Here is an 18236-nt window from a genome sequence, read left to right as displayed (position 1 = left end):
CCCATGACCCGAACGAAACTCTACACCGCGATTTACGTCGTGCTGTTCGCGTTCGCCACCGTGCAGGTTCTCGTCGAGCAGTCCGGCGAACTACCCTACTGGACCGCGTTCTGGGTAATCATCGCCCTGTCGTTCGTGAAGGCACTGTTGGTCGCGTGGTACTACCAGCACCTCAAGTGGGAACCGCGCTCGGTAGCGTTCACGATGTTCGTCGGCCTGCTCGCGGCGCTCGCGCTGACGATGGCGGCCGCGTACTCGATACTGTGAGTGCGCTCGAAGCGTTCCGCCAGCGACTCACCCCGGAACCTGTACCATCGACACCGCGAGATACGTAAGGAAGAAGAACGCGTACACCGCCACGAGACCGGCGACGACCTTCAGGTGGTAGACGAACAGGGCCTCGCGCTCGGCCTCGCGGGCCTCGTCGTACGCCTCGCGCTGGTCGTCGGTGCAGTCCCGCCCGTGAAAGTCGCCGACGTGGAGCGCGCGCAGGCGCTCGGTCCGGAACGGGCGCTGGCAGTGGGGACACCGAGCGGGCGTCTCGCCGTCGGGGACGCGCACGTCGGCGTCGAGGACGGACCGGGGCATCGCTCACCCCCCGAGGACGAGTTTTGCCGCGACGCCCGCGACGAACAACGACCCGAACAGCCACGCGCTCAGGAGCGCGGCCCGCGCACTCCGGAGACCACGGAAACGCGCGGAACTGTACGTCCCCCAGAGGAGGAAGCCGACCACGAGCGCGGCGAAGACGACGACGAGCGCGACCCAGTCAATCGCCGCGGCGAACGCCGCGTCGCTGACCAGCAGGACCGCACCGCCTCCGGCGACCAGCGCCAGCAGGAAGAACCCCGCCGCCCACGCGCCCACGGAGTCGCCGGAGTCCGTCGAGCGCGTGCGACCGCGCCCGCCCTCGGCGGGCGCGGGGTCGTAGCGCCGCCAGTCCGCCAATCGAGCGACGAGCGCCCAGACCGCGAGCAGGAGCGCCCCGGTTACGAGCGCGCTCGCCAGATACGCTGTTTCGGCCATGTTCGAACACTCACGATAGATTGTTAGAGAGTATCAAGCATAAGTATTGGCGGTGGTTCGGAGCGACGGCAACGGCCGTACGGGAGAAAGATTCACGTTCTATTCGGCAGAAAAATATTTCCCGGTAGCAGTTTTATTCTGCCTTGTAGCATGTCGGAAATTAAAAGAGCGAATCGTCGAAGCGTGCTGAAAGCGATGGGCGTTGCCGGTGCCGTCGGCGTCGTCGGTTCGACCGGTGCGACGGCCGCCGGTCCCACCGCAGTCATCGACATCGACCCGCTTCCGGCCGAAACAGGCGAGACGGTTACGTTCGATGGGAGTCGTTCAAGCGGGGACATCGACTCCTACGAGTGGTACTACCGCAACTGGCAGTACTCGTCCGACTGGCTCAGCAGTCCCTCGGCCACCGGCCAGACCGCCAGCGAAGCGTTCGGCGACGCGCCGTGGGGTATCAAGTTGGTCGTCACCGACAGCAACGGAAACACCGACAGCGCGGTCAAGAACATCCTCGTGCGACCCGAAGGCTCGGTCACGCCGGTCGCAAAGATAGAGAAACCGCCGGCCGACGCGGAAGTTCACGCCTTCAGCGGCCGGGATTCGTACGCGCCCCGCGGGACAATCCAGAGCTACGAGTGGTACTACCGCAACTGGGACTACAGCGATAGCTTCCTCGACAGTCCCTCCGCCACCGGCCCGGACTTCAACGAACGGTTCGGTTCGGGGTCCCACTGGAAGGTCAAACTGGTCGTCACCAACGAGAACGGCCGGACCGGCGAGCGGATAGTGGACTTCTACCCGTAGCGCGGCCGCTACGGGTTCCCCCTCTCGCGGTCCAGCGGGCGGCTCTCCCGATTCGACGACGCCGATTTTCGTGAGTCGTGGTAACATAGTTCAGTCAGTTTTAATAGATAACCGATAATAGCAAGCATTACTTCGGCCGCCCAGACGACTGGGCGCGCGAGGTGATTCACCCATGGTCTGTCCACCACTCCGGGCACGCACTTTCGGTAGCGACGCCGAAAGCGCACGCTCCGGAACCCCGGCGTCCGACCGCTCCGCCGGGGCGATTCCGGCGATGCGCAAGCACGCCGGTTGGGTGGGCGACGTGGGCGAGCGCAGTTATCGCCTCGAACGGACCACCCCGACCGCGTAAGGCGTTCCGGACGCGACTCCCGAGCAATCGGCCGGGGGTCGCGCCGACCGAAACGCCGGGTCGGCTCGCTTCCTCTCGACTCTCCAACTCGGAAGCGAGCGGCGTGCGTCGGGAGCGTGGTCCGTTCGGCCACGCCTTTCTCCGACGCATCGGCCCGGTAGTTCGGCGTCCCTGCGTCGTCGGCGCCCCACCCAGAGAGACATCTCCGCGCGTAGCCGCGCGTCTCGGGCGAGGTCGGTCTCGTCCGGAACGCACCGGCCGAAACGCGACGCTCACCGCGACCGCACAGCAGACGACCACATCCATCACGACTACACGACAATGAACGCACTCGTCATCGACGCGACAGCAGACCTCGAAGTTCACGTCCCGCGAGGCGGCGACGGCACGCTTCAGGACGGCATCGTAACCGTCCTCGACCGCAGCACCGCGGTTGACCGCACCGAAGTCCTCGACGTTTCGGGCGTCACGCCGACGCTCAACGACCTCCGCGTGGATGCCTCGGTTCGCCTCCAAGTCCACATCGAGGGAGCCGTGGACGACGAACGCGACGCCGTCCGCGAGGCGGTCGCCGACGAGTTCGGCGTCCGCGCAGTCTCGGCAGTCGAGACCGACCGCTCGGCGTAGCGCGGAGTCGAACGGCCGCCTGTTCGACGCGAGGAACTGCACTCCGACCGACACTCACCGAACGCGAACCGATGCGACACACGAACGACACCACGAAACTGCCGACGAGAACGACCTTCCGGACCACAGCGACGCGAACCCGCGACGCCGCGAGCGAGTACGCTACCCACGCGGTCGTCGCGGGTGCGGCGATAGCGACCTTCGCCGCGAGCGCGACGGCGGCCGCCGTCGCGCTCGCGGTCCTTCTCGGGAGCCTGCCCGCGAACCCCTTCGCCCTGCTTGCGGCCACCGCGGCGGTCGTCGCCGCGGCCCGCGCGGTCCCCCTGCTGGCGCTGTTCGCGGCCCGCCGGACCGTGCGGGCGCTCGACCGCCGGGCGTGACCTTCTCCCGTTTCACTGCGCGCGACGGTTAGCCGGTGGTGACCCTGACGAAGGCCCTCCTTACGCCCGACTAAGGCGGTCCATAACAATGCAAACGTGGTTCCGAAGACCAGATAGCATGGACCTGCTAAAAGACATCACGAGCGAACTGCGAGGCGGCGACAAGACGGGAAACGACGAAAGCACGACCGACCACGAGGACAGCGAGCGCACGGGCGAGGACAACCCGAAACGCCCCGAGGACGCCGCGGCCGACGCGAAACCGGGAGAGCAATCGACCCCCGCGGCGGCCGACTCCGAGTCCGGCGAGCGTGACGAACATCTCTGCTCGTTCTGCGAGACGGAGTTCGACGCCGGTCGGAGCGTCTGTCCCGAGTGCGACGCCGAAATCGTTCTCCGAGGAGCGCGATAGCGTCAGTCACCGAAAGCGCGGAAATACGGGGTTACAACGTTTCTCAGGCAGAACGTATCGCACAACGTAGATACACTTTTACACCGGGCGATGTAGTCCGTCGGTCCAATGAATCGCCGGAGGTTCCTTCGAGCCAGTTCGTTAGCGGGCGTCGCAGGTCTCGCGGGCTGTACCGCTCCGACCGACTCACAGCGACAGCAAAGCGGCGACGCGACCTCTCCGCGACCTGAGAACGCCGGGAACGCCCCCGCGGAGCGCGCCCAGGTCACCGCCGAACCGGTGGACGTTCGCGGTGCGCTCTACGTCCCCTCGCGGTCGTGGAACACGTTCCAGATGTGGCACGACTACGACGAGAGCGTCATCGAGCGCGATCTGGGCTACGCCGAGCGAGTGAATATCAACGCCATCCGGACGTGGGTCAACTTCGAGCAGTGGGTCGAGGACGCCGACAAACTGGAACGGTCCATCGACCACTTCCTGTCGGCGGCCGACGACCGCGGGATAGAGGTGCTGTTCGGGCTGTTCGAGAGCGTCGGGAAGGAACCGACCGAGAAGAACCTCCACGCGACCGACCCGCTGACCGCGCCGCCAACCCAATCGCCGTCAAGCGAGGTCGTCCAGCGCGAGTCGGCGTGGGACGAACCCCGAGAGTACGTCCGGTGGTTCATGGACCGGTGGAGGGACGACGACCGCCTGCTGGCCATCGAGGTGATGAACGAACCGGGGTGGCTCCCCACGATGAAGAACTTCTCCGAGGGGATGTTCGAGACGATGGCGAAGAACCGCGGGTCGGTCCCGCTGACGGTCGGTTCGACCAGTCTCGCCAACAACGCCGACTACGTGGACTGGGGGTCAGACGTGTTGCAGTTCCACTACAACTTCCCGAGCGACGCCGACGTGTACCACGACCTGCTCCCGCAGGCGAACAGGCTCTCGGAAGACCTCGACATGCCGGTGTATCTGTCCGAGTGGCAGCGCATCGCCAACTTCGGGTGGGGAAGCAACGAGACGGTCGAACAGTGGCAACCCGACTACGCCTCCATCGCGCCGACCATCCACCAGCACGGCGTCGGCAACTTCTTCTGGTCGCTGATGGTGAAACCGGCGTACGTCCGGTACATGCGCAAGCGCGGCATCATCAACGGTCTGTTCCACGAGGACGGCACGGTCTGGAACGAGGCCGACGCCAAGGCCATCAAGGCGATGTCGGGCGACCCCGAGTTGGACGTAGAGCAACGCCGCGAGTGGCCCGACTGGGCGAGGAAAGTGAAACGGCACGCCCACGGGAGATAGGTATCAGTACAACTCGCCGCCGAGCGGCACGTCCTCGTCAGGACCGACGAGGACGGGATGGCCCTCCTCGTCGGGGACGCCGACCGTGAGAACTTCCGATTTGTACCCCGCGATTCGGACGGACCCGAGATTCGTCGCGCAGAGGACCTGCCGACCCACGAGGTCCGCGGGGTCGTAGTTGTATCCGGTCTGTGCGACGGATTGGACCTCCTCGTCGCCGAGGTCGATTTTCAACTTGGCCATCTCGGGCTTGTTCGTCTCGGGGAACGCCTCGGCGTCGAGGACTTCGCCGACGCGGAACGTCGTCTCGAACAGGTCTTCGGGCATGAGGCGTGATAGAATGGCGCATGACTTAAACGTCGAGTGTCGGGGAAATTACGTTTGGTTTTGCCGAGACGAGATTGGAGGTGGGTAACGCCGACTTGGACCAAAAGTGAAGAGAGGCGCTAGCTACTGCCGACGCCAATCAAACAGCACCGCTCCGCACCGCGACCGCGGACCTCACGCCTCCCCAACCGCCTGCGTTGCTCGCTACGCTGCGCTACTCGTCCCTCGCGCGGTTGGCGCGTCGCCGTCGGCGACGCGCCAGCGCGCGCCGGGGAGAATCCCGAATTTTCGTGTGTCCGTCGAAAACCCCACTCTCACCCCGGAACGCTGTTGTTCTGGCTTCCCCGAGCGACCACGAATGCCCGGCCGTTCCCACGAAGGTCGTTCCCCCGGAGGCGGTTGTCGTCGGAGGCCAGAAGCGAGACGCCCCGGCGATTGTCCGCGATTCGGTTCCCGACGACGGTGTTCCGGTCGCTCTCGATGAGCAGGACGCCGTCGCGGTTCCCCGCCACGGTGTTGCCTCGGAGGCGGTTCCGGTCGCTGTTCCGGAGACGGAACCCGACCGCGCTGTCCACGGCGCGGTTCCCCCGGAGGGTGTTGTTCGCCGCGCCGTCGGCAAGAAAGACGCCGTAGAATCGGTTCGTGAGTCGGAGGTCCGCGACGCGGGTGTCCTCGGCGGCCGAGAGCCAGACCCCCGCGATTCGGTTTCCGGTCGCGCTCCCGCCGACGATTCGATTTCCGTCCGCGCCGACCGCGACAACGCCGTACTCGTTGCCCCGCGCGGTCGCGTTCTCGACGCGGTTCCCCGAGGAGTCGGTCCCGAGGTGGACCCCGAATAGCGCGTTTCCTGCGGCCGTAACGTTCCGCACTCGGTTCCCATCGCTATCGTCCAACAGCGAGACGCCGTGGACCGCGTTGTCGCTCGCACGCAGGTCGATGAGTCGGTGCTCGCTCGCGCGTAGGAGTCTCACCCCGACCCGACTCTGCGTCGCGGTTACGTCCGCGAGGACGCCCCGGTCGGTCTCGGTCAGGCGCACCGCGTCGTCCCAGTCGCTGACGGTCAGGTTTCGGACCGTGACGTTCGAGACGCCCCGGCCCCACGCGCCGACGGTCACCCCTGCCGTGCCGAAGGCTCCGCGGCCGTCCACGATATGGCCGCGACCGGCCAGTTCCACGTCGCTCGCCCGAATCCTGAGACACTGCCCGGCCGAGGCGTTGCGGATGTTGCCGGTGAGCGCGTAGCGGCCCGGTTCGTCGATGGTCGTGCAGGAGTCGATAATGGCGAGGTCGGACTGGTCAGCGTCGGCGCTAGTCGAGACAGTCGCCGCAGACGCGAGCGGTGCGAGCAGAATCAGGAGCGAGAGGGCAACGATGACGAGCGCACGGCGCATGGCGGCGCTTCGACCGCGACCCACCTCGTTTTTCGGCCGTTTCGCGTCGGTAATCCGGATTACGGCGCGGGCTACGGTCGTCGGTCCTCGACGGCGTCCGCGCCCTGCTCGGTGACGCGGACGCCCTTCGCCGAGAGGTGTTGCATCCGGCGACGCGCGAAGTCCTCCTCGGTCGTCCCCCGCGTGGCGAGGACGTACATCCGGGAGTTCCCGGTCGGGCGCATCGTCCGGCCTGCCCGCTGTGCGCCCTGTCGCCGGGACCCGCCGAGACCGGACGCGACGATGGCCAACTCGGCGTCGGGCAGGTCGATACCCTCGTCGCCGACGCGCGAGACTATCAAGGCATCGCGCTCGCCCGACTTGAACTGCTGGAGCAACTGCTCGCGGCGCGCGTGGCGCATCTCCCCCGAGATGAAGGGGACGTTCAGCGCCTCGGCCAACTCCTCGCCTTGGTCGAGATACTCCACGAAGACGAGGGTCTTCGCGTGGGGGTGTTCGGCCCGCAGGTGGCGAATCTCGGCCACCTTCGCGGGGTTGCTCGCGGCTATCTGGCGCTTCTCGTGGCCCTCGGCGCTCCCGTACTCGTGGCGGTAAGTCTCGTCGTCCCACGGGACATATCGAATCTGTACCTCCGGTTCTTGGACGTATCCGGCGTCGAACAGCGCGTCCCAGTCGGTACCGATGGGCGGCCCGATGAGGGTGAAGATTTCTTCTTCATCGTCAGACTCTCTGACAGGAGTAGCACTAAGCCCAAGGCGGTGCTTGCTCTGAAGGTCTGCCGACCTTCGGAAAACCCGACTCGGAATGTGGTGGCAGTTGTGAGTCAAGAAGCCATCGGCAAGGAATGTGTGAGCTTCTGTCTCAAAGTCGTAAACGGTTTTAGTACCGATACTTTCGACATCGGTGACTTCTAAGAACATAAGTCCGTCCAGCTTTTCGAGACGGTCGGCGTGCTTTCGAGCAGCTTTTCGTCGTCGTTTGGCGATATCCACCGTCGTTTGAACCGTCGCCTTCTCCTCGCGCTGAAATCGTTTGTACACCGTCGTTTGCGGTGAGTCCGCTACTTCTGCGATCTCCGAGTACGTGATATTATAACGCTCCCGGATTTCTTGCGGAGTACCTCTGTCTTCGTCTGCATACCGTTGAAGCGACTTGGCTAAAGTATGGAGATGTTGTTGACCGAGCCGGTATTTCCCGTTTATCACGTCAGAGATAGTGACTCTTGCTACGTCACACATCTCCGCAATCTCCTCGTTGGTCAGATTTATATCCTCTTTCAATTGCTGGAGATATGGGCCAACTGGAAGCCCAGTAGCCGGTGATTCTCCCCCACAGATTCGTTCGGCCTTATGCTGTAATTGGAAGCCAACCTGCTCCTCAAAATGGCCTCCATAGTACGAGGGAATCGTCACTCGGTAGATGTCGTTGTGCGCCTCGTCGCTGCGGTCAATTTCGAACGTTCGAGAGAGGATTCCAAGCTTCTGGAGAAGGAGTGTTACGTCCGTCGCTAGTTGCTCAGACACGGAATTGAACTGGATACGACCTTTCTTATCGACGGACCCCTCGGCGTCGAAGAGACCTCGAAGAAGAGCACCGATTTTAGCTTTCGACCAGCAGTAGCACTCCTTCGGTGCTGTAACTGAGCTTGCTTTATCGCCGCTTGCTCCAGTCCAGTTTAGTTCAGTTTGTAGTTTCGGTGCCCAAAGGGTCAGATCACCCCGAGAGTTGTCGAAAACGGAATACTCCGTATCGAGACATTCACAGAGGTCCTGAAGAATCTCCACCTGTCTCTCGGCTCGCCGGGCAAACGAGAATTTCACATCTCCATACTGGTTTAAATGGCCATCACCGATGAACCAACCCATCAACTCGGCACGTGCTTCCTGTTTCGTCAAATCAGCCGCCTCTGAAGTCGAACTCGGAGTTTCGGTCTGTTTATGAGGCTGAACGAGGAAATCCCCTTGCTCAATGTGTTTTTGTTCTTCAACTTTCCCCGTTTGGGGGTCGAAGACAAGATGCGTGTGATTTGGAGTTGCTTCTAGTCTACGACCAGTATTTGTTTCTATACGCTGAACCGCTGATTCGGTCTTGTATACGCCCTGTACGTCTGTCCAAGTGTAGTTTCCATCTTCCGGTAGGTATGTTCGAACTGAGAGATCAATGTCTCGGTTCCAACCCGAGTCAAACCCAAAGTTCTCATCTAATTCAGCGAACGTCGTACGTCCGGACTGAGTTTCTACGATAGTGTCTCCACTCAAGCATTCGTCGTAGATAATCAGGCCCCACTCGCGCTGGTCGAACAGTTGCCGGTGTCTATCCATCCCGGCGGTCTGGTAGGTCGCAATCGTGACGGGGCGCACGTCCTTCGTGCCGCCGTGGTACTCGCCGATTTGCTCGGGCGTGAGCGTCGTGTGCGCGAGCAGTTCGTCGTGCCACTGGCTGGCGAGTTCTCGGCCCGGCACCAGAATCAGGGTCTCGCCGCCGACAGTCTCCAACGCGCCCATCCCGGCGACCGTCTTGCCACTCCCCGGCGGGCCGACGAGGACGCCGGATTTGGTCTGGACGAACTCGTTCACCCACTCCTGCTGATAGTCTCGGAGTCGGAGGTTCAACTGCACGTCCAACTCCTCGCCGGTTTCGAGGTCGCGCTCGTCGCGGACCGGATACCCGGCCTCGTAGAGGATGCGCTTGACCTCGGCGACCGACTCCTCGGCGACCCAGCTTTCGGTGTCCGAGAGCGGCGCGCGCAACTGGCCCGCGTCCAGCTTCTGGCGGGCGACGTTGCCCATCAGGTCCTCGCTCGCCGCTTCGAGGACGACATAGCCGTCTTCGTCGTCGGTCCGGAGAACGAACTGGCGGGCGCGCTTCCATTGGCTCTCCATCCACTCTTCGAGGTGGGGCGACCGCTCGGGAAGCACGTCCCGGAGAGTGCCACGAAGGTCCTCGAAGTCGTCGAACGGCGCGGCCCACACGTCCTCTTGGCGAATCTCGTAGATGTAACCGCCGTCGCGCGTCGTATCCACGAGGTGGGCAAACTGCGAGAGTTGCGCCCGCGTGAACTGGGTCGGTTGGTCCACGACCAGTTCGCGGCGCTTCGGGAAGACGATGACGCGCTCGCGGTCGGCGAGGTTCCCCCAGTCGGTTGGGTACCAGACCACGGGGTCGTTGGACACGTCGAGGCGTTCGACGCCCTCGCCTTCTGCGAGTCCCGCCAGCGCGTCGTCGGTCTCGGCCTGCGAGCGGTCAAGCGCGCGAGCGACCTCCTCGGCGGTGACGACCGGGCGGCCGAACTGTTCGACAGCGTCGTGGAACGACTCCACGTCCACCGGTTCGGTTTCCGCCTCGGTCTGATTATCGTCGTCGTTCCCGACCTCCCCGTCTTCGGCCGCGTCTGTCCCCCGGTTCTCGCTCGGCGCGTCGTCGTCAAAATCGAGTTCGTCCGTCTCGTCGTCTGCGTCGGTCACTGAACGGCGGTACGAGAGCGACAAACAAACGGCTTGCGTTCCCGTAAATTCCGTCGTTGGTTTTCCGACAGATGGCCACAAGATTTATTTCTATCGATTGACAGCCAGGGTAACATTTGAGTAGTGGGGGTTTGAGGAAAGCCGTATGGACACGCACATCACGGCCATTGAGCGCTGTGCGTACTGCCGGGAGTACGTTCCAATAACGGTTCTACCGGTCGATTCCGGCGAAGGGCAGATTTCAGCGGAGGTAGCCATCTGCGAGGAATGCCGAACCGACGGGCGGTGAGAACTGCGGCCAGACCGAATGTGACCGACCTCGACTGATTTCGGCGAGGGCGAAGCGACGACACACGCGAACAACCGGGATTCGCCCGGAGGAGACGCTTGCGGCGGATTTTCCGCCGGTTAGTCTCGGCTTACCGTTTCGTTCGCGGGCGGTAGTGGTCGAACCGCACGGTGGCTATAATTACTCGTCTCTCGTTGGCGCGAGCGTGACTTCCCGAGATGTTCGCCGGTTCGGCGTCCTCATCGCCGCGCTCGTCGTCGCCGCGGGCGCAAGCGTCGCCCTCGCGGGCGCGACGCTACCCGGCGCGAGTTCGACCGACGCACCGAGTTCGACCGACGCGACACAGCGGACCATCGACTCCTGCGGGACCATCGACCGGCCGGGCACCTACATCCTGTCGAGCGAAATCGAGAACGGCGGCAACACGGCCATCTCGAAGCCCTGCATCGAGATTACCGCCGACGACGTGACCTTCAACGGTAACGGCCATCTCATCGACGGCCGGGGCGAAAGCCATACCAATGGCATCGCCGTCGTCGGTGCTGAGGGCGTGACGATTCGGAACCTCGCGGTGGACGACTGGCACGCGGGTATCGACGTGACCGAGGGGTCGGCGACGATTCGGAACGTCGAGACTTACTCGAACACCTACGGCGTCCGACTGGAGAATGCCACCGGCGTCACCGTCGAGAACAGCACCGTCACGAACAACCTCGTGGGCGTCTCGGCCGTCAGCGAGAACGTGACGCTCTCGAACACCGACATCACAGAGAACGAAATCGAGATTCAGCGCGAGGGCTGATTCGGAGTTTGAGAGTTCGGGAGTTTGGGAGTTTGGAAGTTTGGGAGTTCACTTGTGTCGTTTCCCTGCAGTACACGGTGGCTACGCCGACCGAACGGACCGCCTGTAGACCAGATATCGTCGCCAGACAACGCCCAGAGAGTCCATAACAAAGGGAAATACGCGAATACGACCCGGTAGCAGCGAAATGAACGCCGATAAAACCGCGCTACTGAGTCTCACGCTGGCGGTGCTGTTGGTCGCGTCGGTGCTTCCCGCGAACATGGTCGGGATGGTCGGAACCGCACGGGCGGACCACGAAGACGGGCCGGTGTACACCGTGCGCCAACCCGGCACGTCGGTCTGTTACGAGATAGCGCCCTATTCGCACGACCACCCGAAGATGGTGCCCGAAGTCGAGAAGCGAGGGACGAACACGGTCGGGGACGTGACCGGTCCGTATCGGGACTCCGACTGGAACGGGTTCGAGAGCATCGAGTCCATCATGGACTACCGGTACCACGACGGCGGACGGGGACAGACCGAGCATTACGCGCCGTATCTCAACACCCCGTACATGAACGAGAACTGGGAGTACAGCACCTACGGACTCTACAACTGGTCGCACGACGGCGACAGCCACATGTTCTTCTACGAGAACGCGAACGGCGAGGTCAGCCTCGTCGTCCGCCACGACCGACTGTACGACCACTACAACACGGCCTCACACAGGAAGTACAACGGTCTCTACGGCGGTATCGCCGGTGATGGGTTCCACGAATCGTCGCCCGACGGCGGGCGGGTGTCGTGGGAGTTCCGAAACCTCCCCGAGGGCGAGTGGGCGTACATCGACGATATGTACCCCCGCGAGAATCTGGACGACGTGTACACCGACGGCGACGGGACTCGGTACGGCCACCGAGAGGCCGAGTACGACTCCGAGCCGCTCAGGGAGTTCTCCGGCGGCACCTTCGACATCGACTGGCGGTGGGGCGACAACAGGACTGACGGCGGGGCGTACCGTGGCTTCCACAATCTCGGCGACGGCGAGCAAGTCACCATCGACCCCGAGACGTTCCGAAACGTCGATAGGTGGGAGGTCCGGGACAACACCGGCCACGACGACATGGACGGCGAGCTGAAGGACCTCCGGATGGACCGACCGGTCGTCATCGAGCGAGGCGCGAACTGCCTCGACGCGAGCATCAGCGCGGACCGCAATCCCGCAGAGACCGGAGAGAGCGTGACGTTCACCGCCGGTTCGGGCGCTGAAGGGTACCGCTGGGACTTCGACGGCGACGGCGAAATCGAAGAGAACACGTCCGCTCGGCAGGCGTCGTACACCTACAACGACTCCGGAACGCGGGAGGCGACCGTGACGATGGTCGAGGGCGACCGGACGCTGACCGCATCCACCACGGTCGAGGTCGGCGCGGACCGACCGCCGACCGCCGACTTCGACGCAACGAGCGAGGGCGACCCCGCGACACACGTCGTCGGCGAATCAGTCGCGTTCGACGGGTCCGCGAGTTCCGACAACGTTGCCATTTCGCGGTACGAGTGGGACCTGAACGGCTCGGCGGCCAGCGGCGACACCGCCGAGCGGACCTTCTCGTCGCCGGGCGAGAAGACCATCAGGCTCACCGTCACCGACCGTCTCGGAAACACCGACAACGCTACCAAGCGGATAGAAATCGTGGAGACCGACGACCCCGAGGCCAGCGCCTCGGCGGACCCGACGACGGTCGAAGCGGGCGCGCCGATACCCCTCAACGGAACCCAGAGCAGCGACGGCACCGGCGTCGTCGAGTCCTACGAGTGGCGCGCGCCCGGTGGAGACGTGGCGGACCCGGACGCGAACGAGACCAGCGTTACGTTCGAGTCGGCGGGCGACTACCGGGTGAATCTCACGGTCACGGACACCCACGGCAACACCGACACTGATGGCGTGAATGTCACCGTGACAAATGCGACGACGCCGACCATCGACTCGGTGAGCGTCGAGGAGGGCGAGGAACTATCGGTCGGCGGCGCGCTCGACGCGAGCGCGTCGGCGAGCGACGAGAGTACGCCGCTGACCTACGAGTGGCTGTTCCGGCAGGGCGGCGACACCGACTCCGCGACCGGCGAATCGGTTCGTTACGAGGGGTTCGACCAGCAGGGGTCCGCGACGGTCGAACTCGTCGTGACCGACGCGGCGGGTCAGCGGAACTCGACCGGCGAAATCGGCGTGCAAGTCACCGACAAACCGAGCGCGGCGCTCTCGGTCACCAACGAGACGCGGGTCGGCGAGTCGGTGACCTTCGACGCGAGTAACTCGACCGACGCGAGCGGCGAGAGTCCCGTCGCCGAGTACCGCTGGGACTTCGACGGCGATGGCGAAATCGAGGACAACACCACTGGCGAGAACGCGACCGCGACCCACGAGTACGGGAGCGCAGACACCTACGAGGCAGCCGTGACGGTCGCGGACGACGGCGGCGACACCGACACCGCGACGACCGAAATCCTCGTCAAGCCAGAGGAGAAGGCTACGGGCGGCGGGGGTGGCGGTGGAGGCGGTGGCGGCTTCGGCCCGCCACCGATTCTGACCGAGACGACACAGACGGGAGCGAACTCGGCGGCCGTGGACGTGCGGCAGGCGCAGGACGACCGGCGGGTGAAAGCCGACCTGCCCGCCAGCGCGGTCGGCAACGAGACCGGCGTTCAGTTCGCGCGTCTGGCGGTCGAACCGACTGAAGACGACGCGCACATCGTCTTCCAGACTGCGGCGAGCGCCGACGCGCCCGACGGCACCGCGGCGCTGACCGCGACCGACGAGTCGCTGGCCTACTTCGGTCTCGACGCGGAATACCTCGATAGCGGCGTCGAGAGCGCGACGGTCGGGTTCGCCGTCGAGCGGTCCGCAGTCGGCGCGCTGAACGGCGGCGACGACGTTTCAGTCTACCAGTACGACGACGGGTGGCGGGAACTCGACGCGACGGTCGCGGCGTCGAGCGCCGACGGCTACCGAGTGACGGCGACGACCGACTCGCTGGGCGCGCTCGCGGTCGGCGCGGACCGCTCGCTGTCGGCCAGCGGGGCCGAGCTGTCGGCCGACACGGTGGCGACCGGCGGCGACGTGACGGCGAACGTGACCGTCGAGAACGCCGGGACCGCCCCCCGGAGCGCCACGGTGAACCTCACCGCGGACGGGAGCGCGCTGGTCTCGAAAGAAATCGAGGTGCCCGCAGGCGAGCGGACGGACGTGACGCTGTCCGGAAGCGCGCCGTCGCCGGGCACCTACGAGACGACGGTCGGCGGGGCGTCGGCGGGGACGCTGACGGTGAAAGAGACGCTTCCGGCCGACATTAGCGTGACCGACGTGGCGCTGAACGCCTCGACCATTGCGGCAGGCGAGCGAGTCGAGATTACCGCGACGGTCGAAAATACTGGCAACGAGGTCGGCGAATGGGCGGTCGCGCTGACGATGTTCGGCGAGCAACTGGCTAACGAGTCCGCGCGCGTGCCCGCAGGCGAGACGAAGGAGGTCACCTTCGTCCAGCGCGTGGACGCCGGGGGCAACTACACCGTGGACGTGAACGGAGAGACCGCCGAACTCGGCGTCACGGAGTCGAGCGGCGGATTCGGCGACGACCCGCCCGGAATCCCCGGATTCGGCGTCGGCGCGGCGCTGGTCGCGCTGGCGTCCGCGATGCTGGTGGCCCGATTGGGGAGTCGAACGAGAGACTGACCGAGGGCGAGCGCGACGACGCGTCCGGAGTTAGCAATCCGGGGAGTCGAACGCACCCTCGAATACTAAGAGCTATTATTTTCCGGCGACTCGGTTAATATATGACAGTCGTCAGTATCTCGATGCCGGACGAACTGCTGGAGCGTATCGACGAGTTCGCCGACGAACACGGCTACACCGGCCGGAGCGAAGTGTTCCGGGAGGCCGGGCGAAATCTACTCGGCGAGTTCGAGGACAAGAAGCTCGAAGACCGCGACCTGATGGGCGTCGTCACGGTGCTGTTCAACTACGAGAGTTCTACCGTCGAGGAGCGAATGATGGAGTTGCGCCACGAGTACGACGACTTGGTCGCCTCGAACGTCCACAACCACGTCGGCGACCACTACTGCATGGAACTGTTCATCCTCGAAGGCGAACTCGAAGACATCTCGACGTTCGTCGGCAAGATTCGGGCCGCACAGGACACCCTCACGGTCGATTACTCCGTGATTCCGGTGGACGAGGTCGGGCCGTTCGCTGGCGGCGAGTGAGTCGGTCGCCGACGCTCGTCCGAGCGTCGGCGAGAGCGCGGCCGAAGATGACGCCGCGGCGAGAGCGCGGCCGAAGATGACGCCGCGGCGAGAGCGCGGCCGAAAGTGATGTCACGCGGCGATGAGCGTCAGTCCTCGGCCGACTCCGAGTTGTCGCGGGAGTCGGACTCCCCGCCGTCGGTGATGGCGGTGTCGCGCTTGCGCTCGAACCACGCCCACTCTTTGGTCTTCATGCCGTCGTCTTCGAGGCTCCACGGGTCGCCGCTCTCGACGCGGCGGCCCTCCAGCCACGAGGTCACGATGTTCCAGACGAAGATGAGTTGGCCGAACGCGAGGACGAAAGTCCCGATTCCGGCGACGAGGTGGAGGTCCTGAAACTGCGGAAGGTAGGTGGCGTAGCGCCGGGGCATCCCGCCGTAGCCCAGCAGGAGCAGGGCGAAAAACACCACGTTCGTTCCGATCATCGTCAGCCAGAAGTGCCACTTGGCGAGCGTCTGTTGGTACATCCGGCCGGTGTAGAGCGGGAACCAGTAGTAGATGCCCGCGAATCCGGCGACCGCGATGGCACCCATCACGATGAAGTGGAAGTGTCCGACGACGTAGTAGGTGTCGTGCAACACGAGGTCCACCGGGACGGAGGCGAGGAAGACGCCGGTGACGCCGCCGATGATGAAGTTCTGGACGAACCCGATGCAGAACAGCATCGGCGCTGCCAGACGTATTTTTCCGTTCCACATCGTCGTAATCCAGTTGAACACCTTGACCGCGCTCGGCACCGCGATTGCCAGCGACACCGCCATGAAACTCCCGCGAATCCGGGGGTCGATACCCGTGCTGAACATGTGGTGTGCCCAGACGCCAAAGGAGAGGACCCCAATAGCCAGCGTCGAGTAGACGACGAACTTGAACCCGAAGAGTTTGCGCCCGGCGAATCTGGGCAGGATGAGACTGACCAGTCCCATCGGCGGCAAGACGAGGATATACACCTCGGGATGACCGAAGAACCAGAACAGGTGTTGCCACAGCAGGGGACCGCCGCCTTCCGCCGCGAAGAACGTGGTTCCGAAGTTGCGGTCCAGCAGGAGCATCACGAGCGCGCTCCCGAGCAGGGGGAACGCGAACAGGATGATGCCCGACTGAGTGAGCATCGTCCACGAGAAGATGTCGAGGCGCTCCCAGCCGACCTCCTCGCCGCGCTCGGTGAAGATGGTGGCGATGAAGTTTATCGCCCCCATCGTCGCCGAGACGCCTGTGAGGTGGAGTCCGAGTAGCATCAGGTCCACGCCGGGGTTCGTCTGCTCGACCGAGAGAGGCGTATACATCGTCCACGAGGTCTGTGCGGGGTCCACACCGATTCCCAACGGCGCGAGGAAGAACCCGCCCCAGATGAGGAGCGCGCCGGGCGGGAGCAACCAAAACGCGATGGCATTGACCCGCGGGAACGCCATGTCGTCCGCGCCGATGAGCAGCGGGATGAAGTAGTTGCCGAACGCCGCGATGATGGGCGTCCCGAAGAGAAACAGCATCGTGATTCCGTGGGAGGTGAGCAGAGAGTTGTAGAAGTTCGCGCCGATGACGGCGGTTTCGGGCGTCAGCAGTTCGGTCCGCATCAGTAGGATGGCGATGCCGCCCCACGCGAACGCGACGAGACCGTAGAGACCGTAGAGCATGCCGATGTCCTTGTGGTCAACGGTCGTCAGCCAGCGCGCCAGTCCGCCGGGCTTCTCCTCGTGAGTCACCGCCGCGCCCTCGCGGTACGCTCCGCCGCCGCCACCCGAAAGCGGCGTGTACGACCGCCAGTCCTCGATGCGCAGGATGTACGCGACGACGGCGACTAACAGTACGCCCATGACGGCGGTGAGTGCGATTTGCCCTGCTTCGACCATACGCCAAGACAAGGCCGAGAGATACGTGGTTTCTCCGTTGGCGTGCGCCAACTCGTTTCGGCTCGCAATTGGGTCAGCGGAAAATCGGCCACTTGCCCGCGATTCGGGCGACGACGAGAGCGAACAGGTCTTCGTTGGTACCGATTTCGGAGTGAATCCGGAACCTCCCGACCGCGGGCACCACCGACCCTAACTTGGCGCGCGTCGAACGGAAACCATGCGCTCCTTCTCGTTCACGCTGGAGTACGAGGACGGTGACCCGGTCGCCGACGCGTTCCGGGCCGATTCGGACCTCTACGGCCACTCGCTGGCCTGTTCGGTCGTCCCCGACCACTACTGGCGAGTGGACCGTCTCACCGGCCCGACAGAGGCGCTGGAGCGCGCCGAAGCAGCCTACGCCGAGGCGGGTCACGCTGCCGACTGCTTCGGCGCGGGCGACTGTGGCCGAGACCTCCGGGTCAAAGCCCTCCATCGGGACCCCTCGACCCGAATCCTGTTCACGGGGTGGACCCGGACCGACGACTGCCGCTCGATTCCCCACCTCGCGCTCGACCATCTGGGTCCCGGCGTCCTCTTCGCCACCGAGCGCCACGGCGACCGGTACGAGTGGCACGTCCTGATGCCGAGCAACGCCAATCTCGGGGACCTCTCGGACGCGATCCGGACGGAGACGGGCGCGGGCGTTCGGTTCGACCTCCGGCAAGTCACCGACGAATCGGCGTGGCTCTCGGCCTACAGCGGGCGACCCGCGCTCCCCTACACCCATTACGAGGCGATGGCGGCCGCGGTGGAGCGCGGGTACTACGAGACGCCCCGCGAAATCACCGTCAAGGAGCTGGCCGCGGAACTGGACCTACCGCGCTCGACGCTCTCGTACCGCCTCCGGCGCGCGGAGGCGGAACTGGCACAGAGTTTCGTCGGCGAGGATCGATAGCGGGCGGTGG

18 protein-coding genes are annotated in these 18236 nt (G+C 64.5%); 12 read left to right on the top strand and 6 right to left on the bottom strand.

Annotated features, from left to right (window positions below; translation table 11 throughout):
* The first annotated feature begins 3 nt into the window (after positions 1–3).
* The gene (locus EP007_RS15460; protein ID WP_128478675.1) at positions 4–267 is read left to right on the top strand and encodes a cytochrome C oxidase subunit IV family protein; all 264 of its coding nucleotides are present in this window, start codon (positions 4–6) and stop codon (positions 265–267) included.
* A gap of 27 nt (positions 268–294) precedes the next feature.
* On the opposite strand, the gene EP007_RS15455 is transcribed toward EP007_RS15460, so the two are convergent.
* Together EP007_RS15455 and EP007_RS15450 are read right to left on the bottom strand one after the other, a co-directional pair.
* Entirely contained in the window at positions 295–588 is a 294-nt protein-coding gene (locus tag EP007_RS15455) for a DUF7410 domain-containing protein (RefSeq protein ID WP_128478674.1), read from the bottom strand.
* A gap of 3 nt (positions 589–591) precedes the next feature.
* Positions 592–1026 carry a hypothetical protein gene (locus EP007_RS15450; protein ID WP_128478673.1) on the bottom strand — a complete coding sequence of 145 codons (435 nt, stop codon included), beginning with the start codon at positions 1024–1026 and terminating at the stop codon, positions 592–594.
* A 150-nt stretch (positions 1027–1176) separates the two neighbouring features.
* On the opposite strand from EP007_RS15450, the gene EP007_RS15445 reads away from it, so the two are divergent.
* The 6 genes from EP007_RS15445 to EP007_RS15420 all read left to right on the top strand — a co-directional run bounded on the left by EP007_RS15445 (position 1177) and on the right by EP007_RS15420 (position 4891).
* Positions 1177–1827 (top strand): PKD domain-containing protein, encoded by a 651-nt coding sequence (locus tag EP007_RS15445; protein ID WP_128478672.1) that lies wholly within the window; start codon positions 1177–1179, stop codon positions 1825–1827.
* 172 nt (positions 1828–1999) lie between these two features.
* Positions 2000–2179 (top strand): hypothetical protein, encoded by a 180-nt coding sequence (locus EP007_RS15440; protein ID WP_128478671.1) that lies wholly within the window; start codon positions 2000–2002, stop codon positions 2177–2179.
* A 321-nt stretch (positions 2180–2500) separates the two neighbouring features.
* Positions 2501–2806, top strand: a complete 306-nt coding sequence (locus EP007_RS15435; protein WP_128478670.1) for a hypothetical protein — start codon at positions 2501–2503, stop codon at positions 2804–2806.
* A gap of 71 nt (positions 2807–2877) precedes the next feature.
* Complete coding sequence (locus EP007_RS15430) at positions 2878–3186, top strand: hypothetical protein (RefSeq protein WP_128478669.1); 309 nt, start codon at positions 2878–2880, stop codon at positions 3184–3186.
* 88 nt (positions 3187–3274) lie between these two features.
* Positions 3275–3598 carry a hypothetical protein gene (locus EP007_RS15425; RefSeq protein WP_128478668.1) on the top strand — a complete coding sequence of 108 codons (324 nt, stop codon included), beginning with the start codon at positions 3275–3277 and terminating at the stop codon, positions 3596–3598.
* Positions 3599–3706: 108 nt separating this feature from the next.
* A complete protein-coding gene (locus EP007_RS15420; protein ID WP_243700499.1) occupies positions 3707–4891 on the top strand; it encodes a twin-arginine translocation signal domain-containing protein in 1185 nt (394 codons plus the stop codon).
* A 3-nt stretch (positions 4892–4894) separates the two neighbouring features.
* On the opposite strand, the gene EP007_RS15415 is transcribed toward EP007_RS15420, so the two are convergent.
* From EP007_RS15415 to EP007_RS15405, 3 genes are all read right to left on the bottom strand, one after another.
* Positions 4895–5218 carry a tRNA-binding protein gene (locus EP007_RS15415; protein WP_128478667.1) on the bottom strand — a complete coding sequence of 108 codons (324 nt, stop codon included), beginning with the start codon at positions 5216–5218 and terminating at the stop codon, positions 4895–4897.
* 314 nt (positions 5219–5532) lie between these two features.
* Entirely contained in the window at positions 5533–6609 is a 1077-nt protein-coding gene (locus tag EP007_RS15410; RefSeq protein WP_128478666.1) for a right-handed parallel beta-helix repeat-containing protein, read from the bottom strand.
* 71 nt (positions 6610–6680) lie between these two features.
* Positions 6681–10073: a DEAD/DEAH box helicase family protein gene (locus EP007_RS15405; protein ID WP_208023621.1), complete on the bottom strand. Its 3393-nt coding sequence runs from the start codon at positions 10071–10073 to the stop codon at positions 6681–6683.
* Between the two features lie 145 nt (positions 10074–10218).
* Here EP007_RS15405 and EP007_RS17645 point away from each other — a divergent pair, with 145 nt between their 5' ends.
* The 4 genes from EP007_RS17645 to EP007_RS15390 all read left to right on the top strand — a co-directional run bounded on the left by EP007_RS17645 (position 10219) and on the right by EP007_RS15390 (position 15406).
* Entirely contained in the window at positions 10219–10362 is a 144-nt protein-coding gene (locus EP007_RS17645) for a hypothetical protein (RefSeq protein WP_166035660.1), read from the top strand.
* Between the two features lie 205 nt (positions 10363–10567).
* Positions 10568–11164, top strand: coding sequence for a right-handed parallel beta-helix repeat-containing protein (locus EP007_RS15400; protein WP_166035658.1), 597 nt, complete (start codon positions 10568–10570; stop codon positions 11162–11164).
* 187 nt (positions 11165–11351) lie between these two features.
* The gene (locus tag EP007_RS15395; RefSeq protein WP_128478664.1) at positions 11352–14876 is read left to right on the top strand and encodes a PKD domain-containing protein; all 3525 of its coding nucleotides are present in this window, start codon (positions 11352–11354) and stop codon (positions 14874–14876) included.
* Positions 14877–14977: 101 nt separating this feature from the next.
* A complete protein-coding gene (locus tag EP007_RS15390) occupies positions 14978–15406 on the top strand; it encodes a CopG family ribbon-helix-helix protein (RefSeq protein WP_128478663.1) in 429 nt (142 codons plus the stop codon).
* A gap of 128 nt (positions 15407–15534) precedes the next feature.
* Here EP007_RS15390 and ctaD read toward each other — a convergent pair whose 3' ends face one another.
* The gene (gene ctaD, locus EP007_RS15385) at positions 15535–17256 is read right to left on the bottom strand and encodes a cytochrome c oxidase subunit I (protein WP_128478879.1); all 1722 of its coding nucleotides are present in this window, start codon (positions 17254–17256) and stop codon (positions 15535–15537) included.
* 253 nt (positions 17257–17509) lie between these two features.
* Here ctaD and EP007_RS15380 point away from each other — a divergent pair, with 253 nt between their 5' ends.
* On the top strand, positions 17510–18226 hold the full coding sequence (locus EP007_RS15380) for a helix-turn-helix domain-containing protein (protein ID WP_128478662.1): 717 nt from the start codon (positions 17510–17512) through the stop codon (positions 18224–18226).
* The last annotated feature ends 10 nt before the right edge of the window (positions 18227–18236 follow it).

Origin of the sequence: Halorussus pelagicus (assembly GCF_004087835.1) — an archaeon.
Lineage (GTDB): Archaea > Halobacteriota > Halobacteria > Halobacteriales > Haladaptataceae > Halorussus > Halorussus pelagicus.
This window is presented reverse-complemented; position numbering and strand designations above follow the sequence as displayed.

Coding starts and splice junctions, on each gene's coding strand:
- EP007_RS15460 (WP_128478675.1), top strand. CDS start 4: ATGACCCGAACGAAACTCTACACCGCGATTTACGTCGTGCTGTTCGCG.
- EP007_RS15455 (WP_128478674.1), bottom strand. CDS start 588: ATGCCCCGGTCCGTCCTCGACGCCGACGTGCGCGTCCCCGACGGCGAG.
- EP007_RS15450 (WP_128478673.1), bottom strand. CDS start 1,026: ATGGCCGAAACAGCGTATCTGGCGAGCGCGCTCGTAACCGGGGCGCTC.
- EP007_RS15445 (WP_128478672.1), top strand. CDS start 1,177: ATGTCGGAAATTAAAAGAGCGAATCGTCGAAGCGTGCTGAAAGCGATG.
- EP007_RS15440 (WP_128478671.1), top strand. CDS start 2,000: ATGGTCTGTCCACCACTCCGGGCACGCACTTTCGGTAGCGACGCCGAA.
- EP007_RS15435 (WP_128478670.1), top strand. CDS start 2,501: ATGAACGCACTCGTCATCGACGCGACAGCAGACCTCGAAGTTCACGTC.
- EP007_RS15430 (WP_128478669.1), top strand. CDS start 2,878: ATGCGACACACGAACGACACCACGAAACTGCCGACGAGAACGACCTTC.
- EP007_RS15425 (WP_128478668.1), top strand. CDS start 3,275: ATGCAAACGTGGTTCCGAAGACCAGATAGCATGGACCTGCTAAAAGAC.
- EP007_RS15420 (WP_243700499.1), top strand. CDS start 3,707: ATGAATCGCCGGAGGTTCCTTCGAGCCAGTTCGTTAGCGGGCGTCGCA.
- EP007_RS15415 (WP_128478667.1), bottom strand. CDS start 5,218: ATGCCCGAAGACCTGTTCGAGACGACGTTCCGCGTCGGCGAAGTCCTC.
- EP007_RS15410 (WP_128478666.1), bottom strand. CDS start 6,609: ATGCGCCGTGCGCTCGTCATCGTTGCCCTCTCGCTCCTGATTCTGCTC.
- EP007_RS17645 (WP_166035660.1), top strand. CDS start 10,219: ATGGACACGCACATCACGGCCATTGAGCGCTGTGCGTACTGCCGGGAG.
- EP007_RS15395 (WP_128478664.1), top strand. CDS start 11,352: ATGAACGCCGATAAAACCGCGCTACTGAGTCTCACGCTGGCGGTGCTG.
- EP007_RS15390 (WP_128478663.1), top strand. CDS start 14,978: ATGACAGTCGTCAGTATCTCGATGCCGGACGAACTGCTGGAGCGTATC.
- ctaD (WP_128478879.1), bottom strand. CDS start 17,256: ATGGGCGTACTGTTAGTCGCCGTCGTCGCGTACATCCTGCGCATCGAG.
- EP007_RS15380 (WP_128478662.1), top strand. CDS start 17,510: ATGCGCTCCTTCTCGTTCACGCTGGAGTACGAGGACGGTGACCCGGTC.